Here is a 21,260-nt window from a genome sequence, read left to right on the forward strand (position 1 = left end):
ATGAAAAAAGCAATAATCTACTTTTCTATTTTTTCAATTTCACTGTTGTCTCTGACGTCCTGTAGTTCTAAAAAAGGAATCATTCAAAAAGAAATAACGAAAGATTCTATTATTGAAACGCTACACGACACGGTTTTCTCGTTGGAGAAAGATAGCAGCTATTACAAAGCACTTTTAGAGTGTCAAAATGGTAAAGTTATTATTAAGGCGATAACCGGAACGAGCTCCGGGCGCAAATTGAAACCTCCAAAAGTAGTTATCCAGGATAACATGTTACAAGTAGATTGTGAAGCGGAAGCCGAAAAGCTTTTTGCTTTTTGGAAAAGTACTTTCATTAGGAACTACAAAGGAGTTACTGAGCCAGTTATTACGAATGAATTGACTTGGTTTCAGAAAACACAAATTTACATAGGGCGCACCGCTCTTGTACTGGTAATGCTTTATCTCTTATTACTATTATTCAAATTCAAAAAATTATAAAATGAATCCAGAAATAAAAAAAGCGGCAATTGCGGTATTTGAACAATACCCAACCGCAAAAGAGTTGTTTATAACTCCTGATGAGCAAGCCTTCCTTAAGGAAGATAGAGCTCGTATGCACAATAAGGATTTTGTAACGGTAAAACGTTCTGATGTTATTGAGGTACCAAAAGAAGGCTCTGCAGTTAAAAAAACCGCAGCTGAATTAATCGAGTTCATTCCAACGGTTGAAACTTTGGAAGAATTAGCCTCCTTGGAAACTGGCGAAAAGAGAGCCACGGTTTTAGCGGCTATTGCCACTAGAAAAGAGGAGTTAACGCCTAAACAAGACTAACGATGAGTTTTGACGGTGTAATAATAAACAAAGGACAAGGCGGATTAAACCGCTCGGAAACGTCAACCGATGCTGTTATGGCATTGGTGGCGTTTGTCAATGATCCATTGACGAATGCGCCAAATGAAGTTATTGAGCTTACGAGCATTTTAGCTGCTGAAGCTTTGGGCTTTGATGCAGCGTATGATGCAAACGAAGCGATTTTACTTCACTATCATATTGCTGAATTTTTCAGGTTGGCACCAAACGGAACTTTGAAATTGATTGTAACTGAAATTGCCACGGCTAAAGCTTTCTTTGAAAGTGCGACCGCCAAAGCTTTGATTAGAGCTAACACAGATATTAAACGAATTGGATTTGTTTATAATGCCGATGGTGTTACCTTAGATATGGTTGCTGAAATCAATGCGTGCCAATTATTTATAAACGAGTTGTTCCTGGATAAGATCTACTTAAACGGGATTTATCTTGAGGCAAGAAACGTTTCTAAAGATGCAATTAGCAGACGCACGCTTACTGCAGGAAAAGTAAGTTTAGTAATTGCTCAAGATCCTGCCATTGCATCACTTGATGCGGCCTATGCTCATTATGCTGCTGTCGGTTCTATTCTAGGAATGCGTGCCGCCAGAAAAGTAAATGAAAATTTAGGATCTGTTGATATCATCACAAAGCCAAACGAAAGAAAAGGCGAACAAACGTATCCATTAACGGATAGCTTGAGAGGCTTATGGCTTTCGGCAGCGTTGAGCGATGGGACACTGGTTTCCTCATTAACCAATGTGGAGAAAAACACATTGACGACAAACGGATACATCTATGCGGGAAGCTTTCAAGGCTTTGCAGGTGTTTACTTAAATGGTGAGCCTACTTGTATTGCAATCTCTTCAGACTATTCAACAGGAGAAAATAACGGTGTTTGGGACAAAGCAGCTCTAGGAATTAGAAACGCTCTTTTACCAAAGGTCCGTGGTTGGTTCCAACGTAATCCTACAACTGGAAAGTTGAAGGACACGGCAATTACTGATTTAGAAAACATTGGTAAAAAACCATTACAGGCTATGCTTGTAGCGGCAGAAATAAGCGGATTTGATTTGGTAATTCCTGCGGGACAAAACCCAAACGATCAAACGCCTTTATTGGTTAAAACGACGGTAACATTAGGAGCAATCATTCACACTTTCGAGGTTGATTTATCATTAAACTAAAAAGATGGCAAAAGTAGTAACATTAATAAACGCCTTTGGGCGTATGGCTGGGTGGAACTCAGTAACCTTAAACCTTTTCGGAAGAGATGCAGAGGGAATAGCTGAAGTATCGTATGACGATACTATTGATAAAGAATTAATCTATGGAGCCGGTAAAATGCCAATAGGTGTTGGTGAAGGAGATTATAAAGCCAAGTTTGGTTTAAAACTCTATCAAGAGGAAGTTATTGCGATCATGGATTCGCTTCCTCCGGGAGTGCGTTTGCAAGATATAGCTCCTACCGATGTTATTGTACAATACACGTATAATACACGTATTTACAAGGACATTATTCGTAATGTAGAATTTACCAAAGTAGGTAGAGCCGTGAAAAAAGGAGATAAAACAGTAGAGCAAGCTGTTGAAGTTATTTGTACACATATAGACTGGAACGTATAACATGGAAAGTAAAACTGCAGAACAAATAGAAGCCATTGTAGATCCAATAGGATACTTAAATGATGCCGAGTTAACCGCTTTGAAAGCGAAAAACGGCACAAAGTACATTCATGAGGTTATCACTGTAGATGACGATAATGAGGCTCACGCTACTTATTTTTTGAAACCAAATCTTGATCAACTGCAAATGTTAGCGGATTATGCTAAGAAAAGCGAAGAGATGGCCGGTTTAAAAATACTTTTCAATACTTGTAGAGTTGGCGGTTCTGACGCTGTACTTACAGATGACGAAATGAAAGCCTCGGCTTATAAAGCACTAGCTCAACTTTTCAAAAGAAGGGAAGCCGTTGTAAAAAAGCGATAGAGGATGAAAAAATTTCATCTGATGACGAACATGATTTTTACAAAAGAGGTAACGCTCTAATACGAAGTTATTTTAATAGAGAGCCCAAAAAGCTCTCTATTAAAAAATGGGCTCAACTCTACCAAGAGGCAATGTATTTGAAAACACTGGATGCCGAAATACAAACTAACATTTTAGGTAAAATATTTGGCGGTAAACCCGCTACTGAGGAATAATGGCAGATCAACAAACAAATTGGATATTAGAACTTGTCGATAAAATCACGGCTCCTGTAAAGGAGATAACCGGAGGCATTGATAAGCTAGAAGATGCAATTACTCACGTTGATGAAAAATTAGAGAAAGTTGGTAATGATAGTGCAAAGGCATTTGACAAATCAAATACTTCATTAAAAATGTTAGCCTTTCAGGCAAGCTCGGAAGCGATTACCAATTTAGGACAACCATTACTAGACGGTGCAAAAGGGGCTTACGCTTATGATGCTTCCCTAAAGGAATTATCTGCTATTACTGGTGTTGTTGGAAACGACTTGAAAGAAATAGGTGGAAATGCACGGGAAAGTGCGGTTGATTTTGGCGGTGACGCTTCGGAATCCGTTAGGAGTTATACATTATTGCTTTCTAAACTTACGCCTGAAATTGCCAAAAGTCCGGAAGCTCTGGACATGATGGGTAATAGTGTCGCTTTACTGAGCGAAACGATGCACGGCGATTTAGTGGGAGCTACAAATGCCGCTTCCAGTGTTATGAATCAATTTGGCGTTGACCTTACAAATCCGGTTGAAGCTGCAAAAACAATGGATGTGATGTTGAATAACATTACCTCCTCTGCTAAAGTAGGAAATCAAGAAGTAACACAAGTTGCTCAAGCGATTGATAATGTAGGTGCCGTGGCTAAAAATGCCAACGTGTCTTTTATAGAAACGAATGCCGCATTACAAGTTCTTGGAAAATATGGTAAGGAAGGTGCCGAGGGCGGTATTGCATTAAGAAATGTTTTAGCCACAATGGGTAAAAAGGAATTTTTACCAAAAGAAGTTCTAAAACAATTACATGATGCCGGCGTTAATGTTGATGTCCTTTCGGATAAGAACAAAACCCTAGCGGAAAGGCTGACAGAACTTAAAAAACTAGGCGGTAACGATGCCCTTTTAGGAGCAATGTTCGGAACTGAAAATACAGTAGCGATTACTGGGCTTTTAGGGAATGTGGCACTGTTAAAAGATTACACCACTCAAATTACCGCAGACCAAACGGCTCTTGCCGATATGGCAGCCACAATGGGTACCAGTTACCAGGAGTCGAAAGATAGAATTGTTTCTTATTTCGATGATATCAAATTGAGTATTTATGGAGCAACCGGCAGTATGTTGCCGTTTATAGATATTGGCTTACAGGGCATAATGGGAATGATCAATCTTGCACCCGGTGTTTTAGCGATAGTAAACATGGTTACATTATTAAAAGATGCCACAATACTTCAAACGGCTGCGCAATGGATGTTAAATATTGCCATGAACGCTAACCCAATAGGGTTGATTATAACGGGAGTTGCCGCCTTAATTGGTTTGGTTGCCGTTGTCATTACATACTTTGATGATTGGGGCGCATCGCTGACACTATTTTTAGGGCCTTTGGGAATGGTTATAAATTTAGTTCAAAGCTTTCGTAGGCATTGGGATAGTATAACTAACGCATTTTCTGCAGGAGGAATTATTGCAGGAATAAAGCGCATTGGTTTAGTCATTTTGGACGCTTTACTTATGCCAGTTCAACAACTTTTAGAGCTGCTTTCGAAAATACCCGGACTTGGTGGTTTAGCCGGTAGCGGAGCAAATTTTATAAAAGAAATTAGAACCAAACTAGAACTTACTGAAGGGGACCCGAAAAAAGAAAAAGTAAAAGCAGCTACTAAAACAGTTGGACCGGAAGGAAAACAACCTGTAGCTCCAATAGTAACGCCGACCTCTCCAAGTTCTATTGGAGCAGATAAATCAGGAGCCGCAAGTTCAACAGGCGGTAAAATTATTACCATGACTTTGAACGTGTATAATACCTATAAAGTGGCAAAAGAAGATTTAGCCAATTTTGAAAGAATAACCGAGCATGTTGTGGGTAGAATTAACGACACAATGAAAGATGCCTTAATAGCTGCAGGATCATGATAGAGTTTAATGTACCACCGTTAGCGGGTTTGTTTTTAGATGCTTTTGGCGTTAAGATAGGCGGTATTTATAGACCGGAGGCCTCAACCGGTAAAGCGGATGATCCTGCGGGTTTGTTTACCGGGATTGAAATTATTGAGGATATCAATGATGCTTATGAAATGAGCGCTCTTGGAACTCCGATATTATGGCCAATACTTTTTTCAAAAAGTGATTTAGCGAAAAAATATAATAATAAAGGAGAGCTAATTGATTTTAACAGTCAGGATTTCCGCTTGCCCATTGCCTCAATTATTTCGTTTAGACGGGACAAAATAATGAGTACGACTAAGGTTAACGGAGGTCGAGGATCTGTAAAAGAAATCTACGGTTTTGATGATTGGCAAATTACGATTAACGGTTTTTTAATTCCTGATGCCTCACAGCCACAAGGATTAAAAAACTCTTTACAGCAGGAAAAAGAATTGATTAAATGGGATAATTGCGCCAGTAGAGTTGATGTTTTTGGGGAGCTTTTTTCAGTCCGTGGGATTAAAAGCTTAACCATTAAAGGAATCAATTTTGAACCGTTGAGAGGTAAGCCAAATATCAGGGCATACACCATTAACGCATTGAGCGATGAACCAATAGAACTGAATATAAAAAGTAGTATATGACACTTGCAATGGTTTCAAAAATAGTATTTGCGGAAACGGATACTCATGGCGAAATCGTCATAAGAAAATGCAACTCGGTAAAAATTGAAACCTCGTGGGAATCTTTAACGGATACCGCTGTTATTGTTTTAGCAAGAAATGTAAAGGATTTTGACAAATTAAATGTCAAATCAATATTTAAAAAAGGGGATCCGGTTGAAATATATTTAGGCTATGACGAAAATCTACTTTTAGAATTCACGGGGTTTATTAGCGAGGTTTCGGCTGACATACCAATTAAAATTAAGTGCGACGATTATATGTATTTGCTCAAGAAACATCCGGTTAACGTTTCGATGCGCAGCACTAAACTGGAGGACTTGATTAAATTGATTATTCCTCCTGGTATCGAGTACGATGTGGCCGATATTAATATTGGTACAAAGCGTTTTCCAAATATGACAGCTGCTAAGGTTCTCGAAGATTTACAGAGCAATAATATCTATTCTTATTTTAAAGGAAAGAAGCTAATTGTTGGAAAGATTTATACCGATGATGCACCAGAACCGGTAACGTTTAACTTTTCTCAAAATGTGGTTGATAGTGCGCTGCAGTATAAAAATAAGGAGGATGTAATTATAAAAATTATCGCTACATCCACCTTGCCAAAAGGAAGAAAGTTGATAGCGGAGTTTGGCGATGATTTTGGGCAGGAGCAACATTTATCCTATTACAATATTACGCTTGAGACGGAACTATTGAAACTGGCTAAAGCCGATTATGATAAGTTTAAAGTAGAGGGCTTTGACGGTAATATTACCGCTTTTGGCGTGCCAAGTGTAAGCCACGGAATGAAAGCCAAAATAATAAGTTACCAGTACCCGGATAGAAAGGGTTTGTATTACATAAAAAAAGTTACAAAGGAATTTGACGATAGTCCAAAGTATAGACAAATCATTGATTTAGACAAAAAAGCAGAATGAGCGGTAAAAAGTTGACAGAGTTTAAAAACCTACTCACCGATAAAATGAAATCACATGTTCCTATGCAAACGGAATGGGTGAAAGTTTCGGAAGTGGATTGGGAAGAAAAAACAATGACTGCCATAGGTGAAAACAACGGTCTGGAATATTTTGACGTAGTACTTGGTTTAGGAGCCATAAATGTGAAACCTAAAATAGGCTCGCTTGCACTGGTTGGAGCCATTCATAATGGTGAGGCTTGTTTTATGATTTCGTGTGAAGAAATTGAAGAAATTGAATTGATAGATCATTCAGGGTTTAAAGTGAATTTAAACGATGGTTTATTACTAATTAATGGTGAAGAGTTCGGAGGCATTGTTAATGCAAAAGAGCTAAAAAAACAGGTGGATAAAAACACATTGATATTGGAGAAAATGCAAACGGCTTTTAACAATTGGACACCAGTTCCAAATGATGGTGGTGCAAGTTTGAAAGGATTAGTAGCCTCATTTGTTTCACTGCAAAGAGCGGATTTATCAGGTATTGAAAACACAACAATAAAGCATGGAAAAGGCTAACGACATATTATTAGATTCTAATAACGATCTGCAGGTTGTTGCCGGTGATTTTGTTGTAGGCGAAAGCTTACTTCAAGAGGTTGGTATCATTTTACAAATGAGTCAAGGAGAGCTTAAAAGCGATCCTTTTATTGGAGCTAATCTTACCACAATGGTGCGAGGCGTTCAAAATAATGAAAAAATAAAACGACACATTGAGACGCAAATGGAACTGGACGACAAAAATTACGATGAGATAAAAGATTTTTTGAAAACAAATATTAGATAGTTATGGATCAATGGATAGTAGTCGTTAGTGCCTTAGTTACAATGGTAGGTGGTACGGGTTATTTCACTTTTATTTTTGCAAAAAGTAAATACAAACAGGAAGTCGAAAAACTGAGATTTGAAGCCCTACAGGCGCAAAAACTTGCTGAAACCACCGATATCGAAAACGGCTCAAAAGTAGTTGATTTATACAAGGAGGCTCTAGATGATTTAGGCATTCGCTATGAAGAAAAATACAAGCACGTTGAAGAGATGTCGAAAAACATTTCGGATCTGTTTGATGCTAAAGAAAAGACTTTACTGCAGGAAATTGAATATCATAAAAAACAGACAGCATTGTATAAAAAAATGTACGATGACAAAGTGAAGGAATTTACAAAATACAAAAAAGAGCACCCATGATTTACGCAATAGAGAATCAATCGGTTTTTGATGTCGCAGTTCAGGAAAGCGGGAGCGTTTTGGCCGCCTTTGACTGGGCTTTGAAAAATGGACTTTCATTGACAGAAGATTTAGCACCAGGACAACAATTGATTTCTCCTAATTCGGATTTTATCAATGCGGATGTTGCCGGTTACTTCAAAGGCAAAAAGCAGATGATAGCTACCGGATTTAATATTGCGGATGGACAGTCAATAATACCAACACTGGGAATAGGAACAATGAGAGTAGGAACAACATTTATAGTAGGATAATGGCACGATCAATAGGAGTTATACAACAGGAAATGCTTGACAGCATTGCAGCAGACGAAAACTTGGCGGGATTGAACTCGCAAAGTAAAGTATCTATTTATCGTTTGATTGTGCTTATAGTTGCCTTTTCTATTTGGGTATTAGAAAACCTTTTCGACACCCATAAAAAAGAAGTGGACGACATCATTGAGGCCAAAATGCCACACCGTCCATCGTGGTACCGAACTAAAGCGAAAGCGTTTCAGTACGGATTTGCTTTGACAACGGACACTGATAACTATGACAATACAAGTTATACGGATGATCAGGTTTTGAACTCTAAAATTATAAAGTATGCGGCGGTAACGCCAAGTGCGGGACAAATATTAATTAAGATTGCCACTGAAGCTGCGGGAGTTTTGGCACCCATTACGCCCGAACAAAAAGCCTCGTTTGATGCTTACATTCTTGAAATTGCTGACTGTGGCGTGAAGTATATTGTTGTCAATCATTTGCCGGATATATTGTTGTTGAATTTGCAAATATTTAGAGACCCGTTGGTTTTGGACTCTACCGGAATGAGCATTTTAAACGGAAATTATCCTGTACAGGACGCCATCAATGAATATATGAAGGAACTGCCATTTAATGGCGAATTGGTTCTTGCACATTTCATTGACAAGCTTCAAAAAGCGGAAGGTGTGGTAATACCGCACATTATAAATGCAGAATCACAGGCGATTGATATAAATACTAATCAATACCTCGCCGCTGAGCCTATCAATGTAAAAACGGTGCCAGTGAGTGGCTATTTTACAATTCCAAACTTTGACAATGTGAGTTATGTGGTATAAAGTAGATTTTGACCGACTGGTTCTTTTACTGCTGCCTACTTTTTTGCGAAAGCCGGTATTGTTTGGGTATGTCCGGGCATTGATTACGCCTATTGCCAGCTTGCATTATAAGTGGTCACGCATGAGGGATGATAACTTGATAAAGCTGTCGTACAACAGCCAAAGGTGTTATTTGAGAAAAGCGTTGAATGATAAGTATGACCCTGATTTAAGACGAATTACTATTGACGGCACGCTAGATACGACTCAAGATTATATCTACACGCCTGCCGAGAATCTCGATGTGTATTTAGGCATTATGTATCTGGAGCAAGATTTTAATTATAGTAATTCTATTGTTGACTTTCTTGTCAAGGTACCAGGACAACTATTGAATGATAAAATAAACGAAATAACGGCAACGATCAACTTTTATAAGTTGGCAGGCAAAAGCTATAAACTATTGGCGATATGAATACAATAAATTTTAATCAGGTTGGCGGGTTTCCACTCTCTACTACTATTTTGGCAAAGCTTCAAACGGCCTTTAGCCTCTTTAATGCTTTGGGCAATATTGTTGGAGAATTGACCATAATTTCAGGATGTGACGTTGCAGGAACCAATGTAGGCAACGGTGTTGTTTATATCAATGGTGAAGTATTGGAGTTTCGAGGCGGTTTAGCCCAAACCAAAGTTATCATTAAAGAAGATGCCGAAAGTTTACTTTTTGAAAACGGAAACTCTTATCCGGTTGTCAAAACTCGCTATGCCACTTTTGGAACCGGAGTGGGTGCGATAAACTGGGTAGATTTTAAACGTGGGTATCAAACCAAGAACCTGTTAGGAGCTCTCGCGTTAAAAGCCGATGATTCCATTGTTACGGCTATTGCCGATGCGGTGGCTTTGATGCTTGAAAAGTTAAACACGATTGAACAAGGTGCGGAGAAAAACGTACAGCCTAACTGGAGCCAAGCAGATGATACTAAAGATGATTTTATTAAAAATAAGCCATCAACCATAAGTTGTCTTGCGAAAGGAACTTTTAATATTGGCGATGCAATAACGGCTGATTCGCTTAGAACGGTAACGTTTGCAGATGTGGGTACCAATAATTATATGGTTGTTGGGTGCATGGTTTCTACTGGAAGCAATTTTGATGCAGACAATGACGTAATATGGATGGTGCGTGAAAAAGGAAATACCTCCTTTAAATTAACCCTGAGAGAAGTTTCCGGAGTAGTACAAAATTTAAGTTTCGAATACATGTTAATTCCTCTATAATAATGGCAGATAAAAACACACTTAAAAACTGGTTTAAAACTGGTTTAAAACCGACACAGGCGCAATTCTGGGCTTTGTTTGATTCGTATCGTCATAACGATGAAAAGATACCGATTACCGCTATAGATGATATTGAAAATATTCTAGCTGACAAAGCGGATGCTGAAGTATTAACCCACCATTTGATAGGTGAAGAGGCTCACGCTGATTTGTTTTTAGGCAAAGAAGATAAAAGCAAAAGAGGTTCCGCACTTGGGTATGCTCCTTTGAATGAGTTTTCGAAACTTGCCAGTGAGTATTTAAACATTGTTAATGATTTAGTTACCGGAGGTGCAACGGCTTTAGCAAGTGCTGAAACGGTTAAAACGCTGAAAACTCAAATCAATTCCATCAATACGATATTGACCTCTAATGATGTTAACCTGGACAACGTTCAGGAACTTGTTGATGCTATAAAAACCGTGCAAACTTCGCTAAGTACCATCTTGGTTAATGACTTGACCACGGGCGGAACCACGAAAGCGTTGACGGCCGAAATGGGTAAGATCTTGAAAGGTTTGATTGATTCTTTGACAACTGTTGTAGGGAACAAAGTAGATAAAGTTGCAGGCGAACGCCTAATAAATGCCGCTGAAATTACCAAACTTGCGGGATTAGGAAGTATTGCAACAACGGTTAAACCAATTCTCTCAACGGCATTAGCTAGCCAAAATGTGGCGGGTATGGTAACTTACATCAATGCGCTTACACCGGTTCTTGTGGTTGGAGGAAGTGAAATTGTAAAATATACAACCACCGATACGGGCAGGGTTTTTCAACTGAATTTAAGAGGCAGAAGTTTTGGAGTTGGACAACCGGCTATTATTGCCGCCGATATTCTAGAAGTTACGGAGTTCTTGAATAAAGACCTTAAATTAAGTAACTACCCAAGCACTAGAAATGATGGACAATTACCAACGAATAAAGTTCTAAGTACCGATGTTAATGGTAACTTAAAAATGTACACCATTGCAACGGCACCGGCTCCGTATTTGGAAATTTTGATTCCTGATTCTACAATGCCAAGTACGACCACAAATTTCACGTTAAAAGGGGCGTTTTTTACACCGGCCATGACCGTTGCCATTGCAGGGCAAACTGTAAACTACATCACTTTCAAAAGCGACAATTTAGTTTTGGTAAACGTAACTACAGGGGCAACGGAAGGAAGTTATGCGGTTACTTTAAATAATGGGATCGAAGCTATTTTCAATAACGCTTTATTGATCGTTTTAGGGACAGTTTACAAGCCTGAAATTACTGATTGGATTAATATCACACAGCCTATTGATTTCGCAAGTGGAGCTGTACTTACTAAAAATTATGGCTCATTAGGTTATGCGCAATGGAATAAAGTATTAAACCATACAAAGAATTTTGAAATAAGATATAAACCTGTTATCAGTCCTTTAGGGGCAAATTCAAGCAATGCAATGACCTTGCAAATAATGAGAATTAGCGACAACAAAAGAATGTTTTATAACAAATCTGCAGGCCCTTACAACGACCTTTATGTTGATGATGCATATATTATTTCGGCTTTTGACTTTAACCAAACGCAATTTCAAGAAGTAAAATGGAGGTATGCTGGAGGTGTTTGGACGATGTATTATAATGGCGTTTTAAAACACACACACAGCGGGGCGTTTAATAGTCTTACATCGGACGTTTATTTGATTTTCGGTGTACAAGGTAAAAATATGATTGATATAAAATACATTGAATTAGTCTAAAAATAAAATTATGAGCGCACAAATAGTATTAGATTATTTTTTAGAAAAGTTCCAAACGCTTGGTAATACTTTGACAGATATAAATTTTGATAACCTTTCTTTTTTTACCACAAAAGAGAAGATAATCGATATGAAAGGCCAATGGGTTTCAAAATCCTATTATGCCGAAAAGGATAAAGAAGCCATCAGGATAACGTATGATAAATTATACGGGATTCACACACATAACGGTGTTGAGTGGCCAAACACGTTTCTAGGTGTTGGGAAGTCTATCCATTACTTGGACTGGGCGGGTGAAATTGCTTACACCAAAAAAAAGCAACCAGAATATTTTGATTTACAGCCGGTGTTTGTAGGTGATGGTACCGAGACGGTTGTTGGTTTTTCAAGCCAAAAACAAAGGCAAATACTGAAAACAGAGCGATACAATGCAGACGATTATTTGCAAGCTAAAAACCCAAATTTGTATGCGCTGCTTTACGCCAGATACACACAGCACTATGATTATTACCTAAAAACGGGAAAGAAAACCAATTTATTAACTGCCATAAATGGAGAAACTGATCCTGATATTAATGCAGTTTTTAATAATCTTGTTTTCGGCACTGATATCACGGTAAGAGAATTAATCTTAATGAATTTACAGTAATGCTAGGCTCAAAATCTACTTACTTTTTACAACATCCGGACACGCTTAAAAAGTGTAGAATAGAGCTTGTGCTCTATATGAAGTCACAGCGATATGATGTTGTAAAGCGGGAGGTTTATTTGAGAGCGTTTGATTATTTCTGTCAAAATCCAAGTGATTACGACGGTGCAACATTTGTAAAAGATTTGTGCCACATACCCGGACTGGATATCAACGCAATGCTTCACGATTATCATTGTGTCGTTTACAACATCGCAGCGGATTATTACACGAAATGGAAAGGAGATTGGTTATATGCTAAAGAAATGGAGCGAACCGGAAGAGGTCAATTGTCTTGGGTAAACTTCTTTTTGTTGAAATTAATTGGCACGCTGCATGTGATGTATGCGAATTATAAACGGGGTAACATCACCGGCCAACAAATGATAAATTTTGAAAAAGATTATAAAGTTTTAATGTAGTTCTCAGGAGGACGGGAAGTAAAAAATAGTCCTCCAACATTTAAAAACTTTCTGAGGGATTTTAAATATAGCAACAAAGCCACACCGTTGGAGGACATAAGTCTTCTATGGTGTGGCTTTGCTATTTTTAATATAATCCCTCAGAGATACAAAAGTAACTTAAATTTAGAAATATGGCAAAAGAATTTCACTACAAACCACAATATGGAGTTATCGTGATTGTTGAAAACGAGGAGGAGCAAAAGAAAGTCTTTGAGGAGCTCCAAAAAAAAGGAATGAAACTAAAAGTAGTAACAACGTGAAAATAGTAATTGAAAACAGTACGAAAAACTTTGAAAGTTATCGTGCGCAAAGGGTAAAATCCCTTTTTAACGCAGAGGACGGCTCTAGCTTTAAGACAGAGGCAAACATTGATATTGAGGACATGGATTGGGGCATTGGCTTAATTGTGGGTGCATCCGGTTCCGGCAAGACCTCGATAGGTAAACAGTTTTTTGGAGTAAATAAAATGCACGATTTATATGCGGGTTGGGATTGCTCCAAACCAATAGTAGATTGTATTTTGCCGGATGGTGATTTCAATACTGCCACCGGAGCATTGGCGGCCGTGGGGCTTGGTGATGTTCCCAGTTGGCTAAGGCCTTTTAATGCATTGTCGAACGGTCAACAGTTTAGAGCGGGACTGGCACGGCTTGTTACCGAGGCACCGGATGAGGCCATTGTTGATGAGTTCACCAGTGTAGTGGATAGGCAAATTGCTAAGATTGGTGCTTTGGCCTTTGCCAAAAACTGGCGGAGAAATAAGGGTAAAAAAGTGGTTTTGTTATCGTGCCACTATGATATTATTGAATGGTTGCAACCGGACTGGGTATATGATGTAAATACCAAAGTACTAAAAAAAAAATTGAAATCGGGAAACGCCCGCACATCAAGCTTGAAGTTTGGAAGGTCAACGGAACTTACTGGAAACTGTTTAAAGAGCATTATTATTTAGATCTCGCACACCCACCTGCAGCGGAGTATTTTGTGGGAGTTGTTGACGGCGAACTCGTGGCGCATCTTGCCGTTTGCCCAATGTTTACCGCCAACGCATACCGAGCGACACGATTGGTTGTTATGCCGGAGTGGCAAGGAGCCGGCGTAGGAACCGCATTTTTAAATGAGGTGATGCAATACCACCTTGAGGGCAACGGCCGATGTCAACGAAAGTATCACACGTTCTTTCATACTTCGCACCCGCAATTGTGCGGTTACCTTCGAAATGCTGACGTTTGGAAACAAACAAATGCCATTCTTTACGGTGCGAATAAGTCAAGGAGTAACGCCAGTATTATGAAGACTGGCAAAAAAGGAACAATTACCGGCTGTGGTTACGGTGGCCACTTTAGAGCCGTACAAAGTTTTAAATATTTAGGAAAATGAAAAAATTGAGAGTTTTTATAAGTGGTCAGAAGTATTTTGGCCAAGAAGTATTCAGGTTATGCAATGAGCTGCCTTTTGTTGAGATTGTAGGCGTTTGTACTCCACTTGATGATAAGTGTATGACTAAAATGGCGCATACGTTTAACGTTCCTATTGTTGCCGGTGGCACGCTCAGAGAGAACACGCTGCCCGATAATGTTGATTTAGGTATAACTGCGCACTCTTTTGATTATATTGGCGTAAAGACCCGATTTAAGACCAAGTTTGGTTGGATAGGTTATCATCCAAGTTTGTTACCAAGACATCGTGGGCGCTCATCCATTGAGTGGGCGGTTCGTATGCGTGACGCAATAACCGGTGGGACGGTGTTTTGGCTCAACGCAGGGATTGATAGAGGCGATATTGCGTATCAGGACATTTGTTTTATTGATCCAAAGATGTACGGCATGGAGCCTAAAAAGGCGGCAAAACTATTATGGGAACATGAACTGCAAGCGATGGGATTAAAACTGTTAGAGCAAGCGCTCACGGATATTAATAACGGTGTTGTTATCAAGAGGCCACAGCGTAAAGAGTTTAGCACGTTTGAACCTAATGCAGACGCAAAGGATGTGTTTAAGCCTGATTTGTTGATGTTAGAGCAATACAGCTCCGCAAGTAAAGAGAAAAGCCCCAATTAGGGGCTTTTTAAGTATTGTTTAAATACTGATTAAATATTTTATATTTGCCACGAAACTGCATGATTCATTTTGGATTTATGCATGTTTCATTTTTTCGATTATACATTTACAGTAATTTATATTGTTTATAAGTTACCAAAGACCCAAAAAATCCTCAATAAAATTATAATTTTCTTTATTTAAAAAATCATTTAAGTCTAAAATAAACACGCATCTATCTTAGAAACAAAATAGTAAATAATATTTTTTATTTAATACTCTTAAACCCTAAAAGCAGTTCCTTTTAAAACAAAACGATCCAACTTTATATTATTATTAACGGTTTTTCCGATTAATAATTAAAAGAAAAAACCAACTTTATTTAACATTAATTATAGAAACCATTAACCCTAAAATTCTAAAAAAAGTGCTAATTTTATTTGTGCCTAACATTTTCTTGATTTTAAAATTTAAGAAAAAAAAATTGTTAATATCCTGAAGAATAATGATTTATATTAATCAAATAAATTAAAAGGGGAAGAAAACCGTAAGCCTTGTCATAGTTAATACATCATTATAATTCTTTGTAAATAACTATAATTTTAAAACTATTATTATGAAATCATTTATTGTTATTTTGTTTTTTTTAAGCATAACTACGATCTCTTATTCGCAAGACACGCTTAAAGTTGATGGGAATATTAAAATAGAAGAATTACCAGCGGTTGTTATTAAAAAAGCTGGAAAAGACTTTTCTGTATATTTACCGGACAGAAACCCTGATTTAAAAGTGAGAAATTTAGAAGATAAATTTATCGCCTACGATCTGGGTAAAGATTATGAAGGATACGAAAATTATTTGGTGATAATGGAAACTAAAAATGGTTCCTTATCCGCTACTTATAACGAAAACGGAAAATTAACACGAGTTATTGAAAAATATCAAAATGTAAAACTTCCTAGTAGTGTCGTTTTCTCAATATATAAAGCTTTTCCAGGATGGCAAATAATTAATGACAAATATTTGTATTCCCAAGAAGAAGGTGATGTAATCAAAAAAGAATACAATCTTAAAATTAAAAAAGATAAAGAAACTCGAAAACTGGTAGTTAGCGCAGACGGAGAAATCATGAAAGACAAGTAACTACAATTAACTTTAATTTTCAGAAGCTGCCTTCGGGTGGCTTTTTTTTTATACATTTCTGAATAATAATAAATGTCTTTTTCTATGAGTAAACTTCCAAATATTGGCACGAGTATATTTACAATAATGTCTAAAATGGCAACCGAGTATAATGCCATTAATCTTTCGCAGGGTTTTCCTAATTTTCCAGTCGATGAACGATTAACAGATATTGTGGCCAAGCTTGCAAAGCAAAATGTACACCAATATTTACCCATGTCAGGATATCCTCCATTATTGTCAAAAATAGCGATACTAGTAAAGAACTCCTATGGAAGAGCTATTCAACCAGAAACAGAACTATTAATTACAGCAGGTGCAACTCAAGCCATTTTTACCACAATTCAAGCTTTGGTAGAAACTAATGACGATGTAATTATTTTAGATCCAAGCTATGATTGCTATGAAGCACCCGTATTGTTATGCAAAGCAAATCCGGTTCGGGTTTCGCTTAACGATGATTATACGCCAAATTGGGACAGGATAGAAAAAGCTTGCAGTTGGAAAACCAAAATGATCATCATCAATAATCCGCATAATCCGACGGGTAAAATTTTAAACGGATCTGATTTTAAAATTTTAGAATTACTACTGGAAAAATATCCAAAAATCACTGTGCTATCCGATGAAGTCTATGAATATATCACTTTCGATGAAAAACATATTTCAGCACATAGTAGAGAAAAATTACTAAATCGCTGCGTGATGGTTTCTTCGTTTGGAAAATCATTTCATGTTACCGGATGGAAAATTGGTTATTTAGTGGCACCAGAATATTTGATGAAAGAAATCAAAAAAGTACATCAATTCTTGGTATTTAGTGTAAATAGCATCTGCCAGGTTGCCATTAGTGAGTATCTAGATTTAGTTTCTGTGAATGAAATCGGAAACTTCTATCAGGAAAAACGGAACTACTTTAGACAATTATTAAAAGAGAGTCAATTTGAACTTATGCCTTGTGAAGGAACTTATTTTCAGGTTGTATCCTATGCCTCCATTTCTAATAAAAATGACGTTGATTTTTGCAAATGGTTGATAATAGAACATGGAGTGGCCGCTATTCCTATTTCGACTTTTTATGCCGATGGAAAAGACCTTAAACTAATTCGTTTTTGTTTTGCCAAAGATAATGACACGCTGGAAGCTGCCGCTAAACGATTGTGTGCTATTCAGTAAAAAAAATATTATTTTTTTTACTATGCACGCATACTATTTAATTATATTTACAATTCAAATTATAGAACATTATGAGTTATACAGATAAAATGTTACGTGATGATGCCCTGAAAGGTAAAGTAATCGTCGTAACCGGAGGTGGTAGCGGTTTAGGCAAAGCAATGACTAAATATTTTTTGGAACTAGGTGCGCAAGTAGCTATTACCTCCAGAGATTTAGAGAAACTAAAGAATACGGCTTCAGAACTGGAAACAGAAACGGCTGGAACTTGTTTACCTCTTCAATGTGACGTACGCCATTATAAAGAAGTGGAAAATATGTTGCAAGAAGTTTTAAAAGCTTTTGGAAAGGTTGATGTATTATTAAACAATGCAGCAGGGAATTTTATTTCACCGACCGAAAGATTATCTGCTAATGCATTTGATACTGTAATCGATATTGTATTAAAAGGTTCTAAAAACTGCACCCTTGCTTTTGGAAAACATTGGATCGATACCAAACAAAAATCATCTACCATTTTGAATATTGTAACGACTTATGCCTGGACAGGTTCCGCTTATGTAGTGCCTAGCGCTACTGCAAAAGCTGGAGTTCTAGCCATGACAAGAAGCCTTGCCGTAGAATGGGCAAAATACGGAATTCGTTCTAATGCAATTGCGCCAGGACCTTTTCCAACGAAAGGGGCATGGGATCGATTGTTGCCCGGAGATTTAGCCGAAAAGTTTGATATGGCAAAGAAAGTGCCTTTGAAACGTGTAGGTGATCACCAGGAATTAGCCAATTTAGCTGCTTATTTAGTTTCTGATTTTTCAGCATATGTAAATGGCGAAGTAGTTGTCATTGATGGAGGCGAATGGCTAAAAGGCGCGGGTCAATTCAATATTCTTGAAGCCATTCCTGAAGAACTTTGGGATCAACTGGAAATGATGATCAAAGCAAAGAAGAACAAATAAGGTCTCCAAGTAAAAAAAACTTCAAATAAATTGCAATTCGCCAAAAAGTTAGTCGCTATTTGGAGGAATTTTTATGAAAAGAAAAGTTTAGTGCAGTTATCTATTTAAACTTTGCGGTGCAGAATACGTTTTAAAAAAACAAAATCCTCATTAACCAATACCTATATGAAATTAGCAAATATTTCTCCAAAATAAAATTCACTCGCAATTTAATTCCTATTTTTGCGTGATAGAAACATAACAAAAAAATTATGCTCATTATTGGAATTGCAGGCGGAACGGGAAGCGGAAAAACAACCGTAGTTCATCAGATTATGAATGAATTACCGGAAACGGAAGTTGGTATTATTTCTCAAGATTCCTATTATAAAGAAAACCATGGTCTATCCTTTGACGAAAGGGCCTTAATCAATTTTGATCATCCGCGCGCCATTGATTTCCCATTACTGGTAGCACATCTTAAGGAATTAAAAGAAGGAAATAATATTAATCAACCCGTTTATTCCTTTGTAACACACAATAGAACTGACGATACCGTTTTCACACACCCCCGAAAAGTGATGATTGTGGAAGGTATTTTAATTTTGGCAAACCCTGAATTGAGAGATTTATTTGATGTGAAAATATACGTTCATGCTGATTCTGACGAAAGATTAATCCGTCGTATGAAACGCGATATTACGGAACGCGGCAGAGACATGCACGAAGTTATCAATCGATATCAAACGACATTAAAACCAATGCATGAACAATTTATAGAACCTACAAAAGCATTTGCCGATATTATAATACCAAACGACAAATACAATACGGTTGCCATAGACGTAGTTCGTGCGGTAATAAATCAAAAAATTCTATAATTTTATTGTAATTTTATTGCATTAATTATTAGGAGCTATTTCCCGCTTTACGTTACAATCTTTGTAGTTCTGAACTTGTTTTCAGTATCCTGAAACAGGTTCAGAACTACAAAGGATTTTCACTTCACTCGGGGCTATAAAAATATATTTAAATGACAAATCCACATAAAAACAAACCTTGGTTTAAATTTTTAAGTAATAAGTATGTTTGGGTCTTGTTATTTTTTAGTACTTGGATGATTTTTCTTGACAACTATTCGTATTTCGATCACCGTTTTCTGGATAAGCAAATGGACGAACTCGAAGACAATGCTACTTATTATAAAGACGAAATAAAGAAAGACCAAGAAAATATCAAACAATTAAAAAATTCAGAGCAAATAGAAAAATACGCCCGCGAAAAATACTATATGAAAAAAGATAGCGAAGATATTTATATCATTGAATTCGAAGGTGACACAGTTGAAAAAAAATAAATTTGATTTTTCACAATACAATAATTAAATAACAAAATGGCTACAATCCTTTTCGATGATTTCAATCCCGTTTCTTCCAAAAAATGGAAACAAAAAATTCAATTTGAACTCAATGGAGCCGATTATAATGAAACATTAATTTGGAATTCCCCTGAAGATATAAAGGTAAAACCATTTTATCATAAAGATGAATTTACGAAAGCTTATCCAGTTTCTACAAAAGCATCTGAATTTAAAATATGTCAAAACATTTTTGTTTTTGATATAGACAAATCCATTGAAAGAGCTTTAGACTCCATAAATAGAGGTGCAGAAAGCTTACGTTTTACGATCGAAAACGATAGCATTGACATCGAAAAATTGTTAGCGAAACTTCCTTTAGAAAAGATAACCATTTACTTTAATTTGACTTTTCTTTCAATCGATTTCGTGAAAAAAATTGAAATAATTGCAAAAGAAAAAAAAGCTGTAATCTTTTGCAATCTGGATCCAATCGGGCAATTGGCCAAAGACGGAAACTGGTTTGTAACTAAAGAAAAAAATAATTTTGAAACACTGAATCTGCTTTCAAAAGCAGAAACAACTACTTCTATAATAAGCATTAATTCTGCACTTTATCAAAATGCGGGAGCTAATATGGTACAGCAAATCGCTTATAGTTTAGCGCATGCCAATGAATATTTTAATAAAATAGCAATCCTAAATCAGCCTATTGTTTTTGAAATTGCCGTAGGCACCAATTACTTTTTTGAAATCGCAAAACTTCGTGCATTACGGTTGCTTTTCAATCTAATTGCAAAAGAATACAATCATAATCTGGATTGTAATATTATAGTTTCGCCAACAAAACGCAACAAAACAATTTATGATTACAACGTAAATATGTTGCGAACGACCACAGAATGTATGTCAGCAATCCTAGGCGGTGCTGACGCCATTGCTAATTTACCTTATGACGCATTGTATCATAAAGACAATGAATTTGGCGATCGAATTGCCAGAAATCAATTATTGATTCTTAAGCATGAAAGCTATTTTAACAAAGTCAATAATCCAGCCGATGGAAGTTATTATATAGAAAACATTACCAATCAATTAGCCGAAAAATCTTTGGCTTTATTCAAAGATATTGAAGCCAACGGTGGTCTCTTAAAGCAATTAAACGACGGTTTAATCAAGCGCAAAATCCAGGAAAGTGCAGACAAAGAACAAGAATTATTTGATCATGGAAAGGAAATCTTATTAGGTACCAATAAATATCCTAATAAGGATGACAAAATGAAGCACGATTTAGAACTATACCCTTTTGTAAAACAAAATCCTAGAAAAACCTTAATCACTCCGATAATCGAAAAACGGCTGGCAGAAAAAATAGAGAGAGAGAGACTGGACAAAGAGTAATTAAGAGTCATAAGAAAATAAAAACATTCCAA

At 37.0% G+C, this 21,260-nt stretch carries 28 protein-coding genes; all 28 read left to right on the top strand.

The annotated features are described in order from the left end of the window. A complete protein-coding gene (locus tag ACFX5D_RS13400) occupies positions 1–480 on the top strand; it encodes a hypothetical protein (RefSeq protein WP_379858715.1) in 480 nt (159 codons plus the stop codon). Between the two features lies 1 nt (position 481). Continuing rightward, positions 482–814: a hypothetical protein gene (locus ACFX5D_RS13405; RefSeq protein ID WP_379858716.1), complete on the top strand. Its 333-nt coding sequence runs from the start codon at positions 482–484 to the stop codon at positions 812–814. A gap of 2 nt (positions 815–816) precedes the next feature. Further along, a complete protein-coding gene (locus tag ACFX5D_RS13410; protein ID WP_379858717.1) occupies positions 817–2,019 on the top strand; it encodes a DUF2586 family protein in 1,203 nt (400 codons plus the stop codon). Positions 2,020–2,023: 4 nt separating this feature from the next. Continuing rightward, a complete protein-coding gene (locus ACFX5D_RS13415) occupies positions 2,024–2,458 on the top strand; it encodes a hypothetical protein (protein WP_379858718.1) in 435 nt (144 codons plus the stop codon). Position 2,459: 1 nt separating this feature from the next. Further along, positions 2,460–2,822, top strand: a complete 363-nt coding sequence (locus tag ACFX5D_RS13420) for a hypothetical protein (protein ID WP_379858719.1) — start codon at positions 2,460–2,462, stop codon at positions 2,820–2,822. 214 nt (positions 2,823–3,036) lie between these two features. After that, on the top strand, positions 3,037–4,986 hold the full coding sequence (locus tag ACFX5D_RS13425) for a phage tail tape measure protein (protein WP_379858720.1): 1,950 nt from the start codon (positions 3,037–3,039) through the stop codon (positions 4,984–4,986). Beyond that, positions 4,983–5,642 (top strand): DUF6046 domain-containing protein, encoded by a 660-nt coding sequence (locus ACFX5D_RS13430; protein ID WP_379858721.1) that lies wholly within the window; start codon positions 4,983–4,985, stop codon positions 5,640–5,642. Before ACFX5D_RS13425 ends, ACFX5D_RS13430 begins: the two co-directional genes overlap by 4 nt. Then, positions 5,639–6,604 carry a hypothetical protein gene (locus ACFX5D_RS13435; protein WP_379858722.1) on the top strand — a complete coding sequence of 322 codons (966 nt, stop codon included), beginning with the start codon at positions 5,639–5,641 and terminating at the stop codon, positions 6,602–6,604. The genes ACFX5D_RS13430 and ACFX5D_RS13435 overlap by 4 nt, the downstream gene beginning before the upstream one ends. After that, positions 6,601–7,161 carry a hypothetical protein gene (locus ACFX5D_RS13440; protein ID WP_379858723.1) on the top strand — a complete coding sequence of 187 codons (561 nt, stop codon included), beginning with the start codon at positions 6,601–6,603 and terminating at the stop codon, positions 7,159–7,161. Before ACFX5D_RS13435 ends, ACFX5D_RS13440 begins: the two co-directional genes overlap by 4 nt. Further along, a complete protein-coding gene (locus ACFX5D_RS13445) occupies positions 7,148–7,429 on the top strand; it encodes a hypothetical protein (RefSeq protein WP_379858724.1) in 282 nt (93 codons plus the stop codon). The genes ACFX5D_RS13440 and ACFX5D_RS13445 overlap by 14 nt, the downstream gene beginning before the upstream one ends. Before the next feature lie 2 nt (positions 7,430–7,431). Then, positions 7,432–7,830, top strand: coding sequence for a hypothetical protein (locus ACFX5D_RS13450; protein WP_126568799.1), 399 nt, complete (start codon positions 7,432–7,434; stop codon positions 7,828–7,830). Next, positions 7,827–8,123, top strand: a complete 297-nt coding sequence (locus ACFX5D_RS13455; protein WP_379858725.1) for a hypothetical protein — start codon at positions 7,827–7,829, stop codon at positions 8,121–8,123. Before ACFX5D_RS13450 ends, ACFX5D_RS13455 begins: the two co-directional genes overlap by 4 nt. Continuing rightward, a complete protein-coding gene (locus tag ACFX5D_RS13460; protein WP_379858726.1) occupies positions 8,123–8,956 on the top strand; it encodes a nucleotidyltransferase in 834 nt (277 codons plus the stop codon). Before ACFX5D_RS13455 ends, ACFX5D_RS13460 begins: the two co-directional genes overlap by 1 nt. Next, a complete protein-coding gene (locus ACFX5D_RS13465) occupies positions 8,946–9,410 on the top strand; it encodes a hypothetical protein (RefSeq protein ID WP_379858727.1) in 465 nt (154 codons plus the stop codon). The genes ACFX5D_RS13460 and ACFX5D_RS13465 overlap by 11 nt, the downstream gene beginning before the upstream one ends. Further along, the gene (locus ACFX5D_RS13470) at positions 9,407–10,216 is read left to right on the top strand and encodes a hypothetical protein (protein ID WP_379858728.1); all 810 of its coding nucleotides are present in this window, start codon (positions 9,407–9,409) and stop codon (positions 10,214–10,216) included. The genes ACFX5D_RS13465 and ACFX5D_RS13470 overlap by 4 nt, the downstream gene beginning before the upstream one ends. Before the next feature lie 2 nt (positions 10,217–10,218). Beyond that, positions 10,219–11,988: a hypothetical protein gene (locus tag ACFX5D_RS13475; protein WP_379858729.1), complete on the top strand. Its 1,770-nt coding sequence runs from the start codon at positions 10,219–10,221 to the stop codon at positions 11,986–11,988. Between the two features lie 10 nt (positions 11,989–11,998). Further along, positions 11,999–12,637, top strand: a complete 639-nt coding sequence (locus tag ACFX5D_RS13480; RefSeq protein ID WP_379858730.1) for a hypothetical protein — start codon at positions 11,999–12,001, stop codon at positions 12,635–12,637. 77 nt (positions 12,638–12,714) lie between these two features. Continuing rightward, the gene (locus ACFX5D_RS13485) at positions 12,715–13,098 is read left to right on the top strand and encodes a hypothetical protein (RefSeq protein ID WP_379858731.1); all 384 of its coding nucleotides are present in this window, start codon (positions 12,715–12,717) and stop codon (positions 13,096–13,098) included. 173 nt (positions 13,099–13,271) lie between these two features. After that, on the top strand, positions 13,272–13,400 hold the full coding sequence (locus ACFX5D_RS13490) for a hypothetical protein (protein ID WP_379858732.1): 129 nt from the start codon (positions 13,272–13,274) through the stop codon (positions 13,398–13,400). 122 nt (positions 13,401–13,522) lie between these two features. Next, complete coding sequence (locus ACFX5D_RS13495; protein WP_379858733.1) at positions 13,523–14,092, top strand: hypothetical protein; 570 nt, start codon at positions 13,523–13,525, stop codon at positions 14,090–14,092. A gap of 32 nt (positions 14,093–14,124) precedes the next feature. After that, positions 14,125–14,520, top strand: a complete 396-nt coding sequence (locus tag ACFX5D_RS13500) for a GNAT family N-acetyltransferase (RefSeq protein WP_379858734.1) — start codon at positions 14,125–14,127, stop codon at positions 14,518–14,520. Next, entirely contained in the window at positions 14,517–15,200 is a 684-nt protein-coding gene (locus ACFX5D_RS13505) for a formyltransferase family protein (protein WP_379858735.1), read from the top strand. The genes ACFX5D_RS13500 and ACFX5D_RS13505 overlap by 4 nt, the downstream gene beginning before the upstream one ends. 595 nt (positions 15,201–15,795) lie before the next feature. Next, on the top strand, positions 15,796–16,323 hold the full coding sequence (locus tag ACFX5D_RS13510) for a hypothetical protein (protein ID WP_379858736.1): 528 nt from the start codon (positions 15,796–15,798) through the stop codon (positions 16,321–16,323). An 84-nt stretch (positions 16,324–16,407) separates the two neighbouring features. Beyond that, positions 16,408–17,538 (top strand): methionine aminotransferase, encoded by a 1,131-nt coding sequence (locus tag ACFX5D_RS13515; RefSeq protein WP_379858737.1) that lies wholly within the window; start codon positions 16,408–16,410, stop codon positions 17,536–17,538. A 71-nt stretch (positions 17,539–17,609) separates the two neighbouring features. Further along, the gene (locus ACFX5D_RS13520; RefSeq protein WP_379858738.1) at positions 17,610–18,491 is read left to right on the top strand and encodes an SDR family oxidoreductase; all 882 of its coding nucleotides are present in this window, start codon (positions 17,610–17,612) and stop codon (positions 18,489–18,491) included. Positions 18,492–18,742: 251 nt separating this feature from the next. Then, positions 18,743–19,351: a uridine kinase gene (gene udk / locus ACFX5D_RS13525; protein WP_379858739.1), complete on the top strand. Its 609-nt coding sequence runs from the start codon at positions 18,743–18,745 to the stop codon at positions 19,349–19,351. A 152-nt stretch (positions 19,352–19,503) separates the two neighbouring features. Further along, positions 19,504–19,827 carry an FtsB family cell division protein gene (locus tag ACFX5D_RS13530; RefSeq protein ID WP_379858740.1) on the top strand — a complete coding sequence of 108 codons (324 nt, stop codon included), beginning with the start codon at positions 19,504–19,506 and terminating at the stop codon, positions 19,825–19,827. A gap of 36 nt (positions 19,828–19,863) precedes the next feature. Beyond that, positions 19,864–21,228 carry a methylmalonyl-CoA mutase subunit beta gene (locus tag ACFX5D_RS13535; RefSeq protein ID WP_379858741.1) on the top strand — a complete coding sequence of 455 codons (1,365 nt, stop codon included), beginning with the start codon at positions 19,864–19,866 and terminating at the stop codon, positions 21,226–21,228. The last annotated feature ends 32 nt before the right edge of the window (positions 21,229–21,260 follow it).

Origin of the sequence: Flavobacterium fructosi (assembly GCF_042787335.1) — a bacterium.
Lineage (GTDB): Bacteria > Bacteroidota > Bacteroidia > Flavobacteriales > Flavobacteriaceae > Flavobacterium > Flavobacterium fructosi.

Excerpts from the sequence above, each read along its gene's own strand:
- ACFX5D_RS13405 (WP_379858716.1), top strand. The coding sequence starts at position 482 with ATGAATCCAGAAATAAAAAAAGCGGCAATTGCGGTATTTGAACAATAC.
- ACFX5D_RS13400 (WP_379858715.1), top strand. The coding sequence starts at position 1 with ATGAAAAAAGCAATAATCTACTTTTCTATTTTTTCAATTTCACTGTTG.
- ACFX5D_RS13490 (WP_379858732.1), top strand. The coding sequence starts at position 13,272 with ATGGCAAAAGAATTTCACTACAAACCACAATATGGAGTTATCGTGATT.
- ACFX5D_RS13430 (WP_379858721.1), top strand. The coding sequence starts at position 4,983 with ATGATAGAGTTTAATGTACCACCGTTAGCGGGTTTGTTTTTAGATGCT.
- ACFX5D_RS13475 (WP_379858729.1), top strand. The coding sequence starts at position 10,219 with ATGGCAGATAAAAACACACTTAAAAACTGGTTTAAAACTGGTTTAAAA.
- ACFX5D_RS13515 (WP_379858737.1), top strand. The coding sequence starts at position 16,408 with ATGAGTAAACTTCCAAATATTGGCACGAGTATATTTACAATAATGTCT.
- ACFX5D_RS13510 (WP_379858736.1), top strand. The coding sequence starts at position 15,796 with ATGAAATCATTTATTGTTATTTTGTTTTTTTTAAGCATAACTACGATC.
- ACFX5D_RS13450 (WP_126568799.1), top strand. The coding sequence starts at position 7,432 with ATGGATCAATGGATAGTAGTCGTTAGTGCCTTAGTTACAATGGTAGGT.
- ACFX5D_RS13505 (WP_379858735.1), top strand. The coding sequence starts at position 14,517 with ATGAAAAAATTGAGAGTTTTTATAAGTGGTCAGAAGTATTTTGGCCAA.
- ACFX5D_RS13470 (WP_379858728.1), top strand. The coding sequence starts at position 9,407 with ATGAATACAATAAATTTTAATCAGGTTGGCGGGTTTCCACTCTCTACT.
- ACFX5D_RS13530 (WP_379858740.1), top strand. The coding sequence starts at position 19,504 with ATGACAAATCCACATAAAAACAAACCTTGGTTTAAATTTTTAAGTAAT.
- ACFX5D_RS13415 (WP_379858718.1), top strand. The coding sequence starts at position 2,024 with ATGGCAAAAGTAGTAACATTAATAAACGCCTTTGGGCGTATGGCTGGG.
- ACFX5D_RS13420 (WP_379858719.1), top strand. The coding sequence starts at position 2,460 with ATGGAAAGTAAAACTGCAGAACAAATAGAAGCCATTGTAGATCCAATA.
- ACFX5D_RS13460 (WP_379858726.1), top strand. The coding sequence starts at position 8,123 with ATGGCACGATCAATAGGAGTTATACAACAGGAAATGCTTGACAGCATT.
- udk (WP_379858739.1), top strand. The coding sequence starts at position 18,743 with ATGCTCATTATTGGAATTGCAGGCGGAACGGGAAGCGGAAAAACAACC.
- ACFX5D_RS13465 (WP_379858727.1), top strand. The coding sequence starts at position 8,946 with ATGTGGTATAAAGTAGATTTTGACCGACTGGTTCTTTTACTGCTGCCT.
- ACFX5D_RS13480 (WP_379858730.1), top strand. The coding sequence starts at position 11,999 with ATGAGCGCACAAATAGTATTAGATTATTTTTTAGAAAAGTTCCAAACG.
- ACFX5D_RS13495 (WP_379858733.1), top strand. The coding sequence starts at position 13,523 with ATGGATTGGGGCATTGGCTTAATTGTGGGTGCATCCGGTTCCGGCAAG.
- ACFX5D_RS13445 (WP_379858724.1), top strand. The coding sequence starts at position 7,148 with ATGGAAAAGGCTAACGACATATTATTAGATTCTAATAACGATCTGCAG.
- ACFX5D_RS13435 (WP_379858722.1), top strand. The coding sequence starts at position 5,639 with ATGACACTTGCAATGGTTTCAAAAATAGTATTTGCGGAAACGGATACT.
- ACFX5D_RS13425 (WP_379858720.1), top strand. The coding sequence starts at position 3,037 with ATGGCAGATCAACAAACAAATTGGATATTAGAACTTGTCGATAAAATC.
- ACFX5D_RS13520 (WP_379858738.1), top strand. The coding sequence starts at position 17,610 with ATGAGTTATACAGATAAAATGTTACGTGATGATGCCCTGAAAGGTAAA.
- ACFX5D_RS13410 (WP_379858717.1), top strand. The coding sequence starts at position 817 with ATGAGTTTTGACGGTGTAATAATAAACAAAGGACAAGGCGGATTAAAC.
- ACFX5D_RS13485 (WP_379858731.1), top strand. The coding sequence starts at position 12,715 with ATGAAGTCACAGCGATATGATGTTGTAAAGCGGGAGGTTTATTTGAGA.
- ACFX5D_RS13455 (WP_379858725.1), top strand. The coding sequence starts at position 7,827 with ATGATTTACGCAATAGAGAATCAATCGGTTTTTGATGTCGCAGTTCAG.
- ACFX5D_RS13535 (WP_379858741.1), top strand. The coding sequence starts at position 19,864 with ATGGCTACAATCCTTTTCGATGATTTCAATCCCGTTTCTTCCAAAAAA.
- ACFX5D_RS13440 (WP_379858723.1), top strand. The coding sequence starts at position 6,601 with ATGAGCGGTAAAAAGTTGACAGAGTTTAAAAACCTACTCACCGATAAA.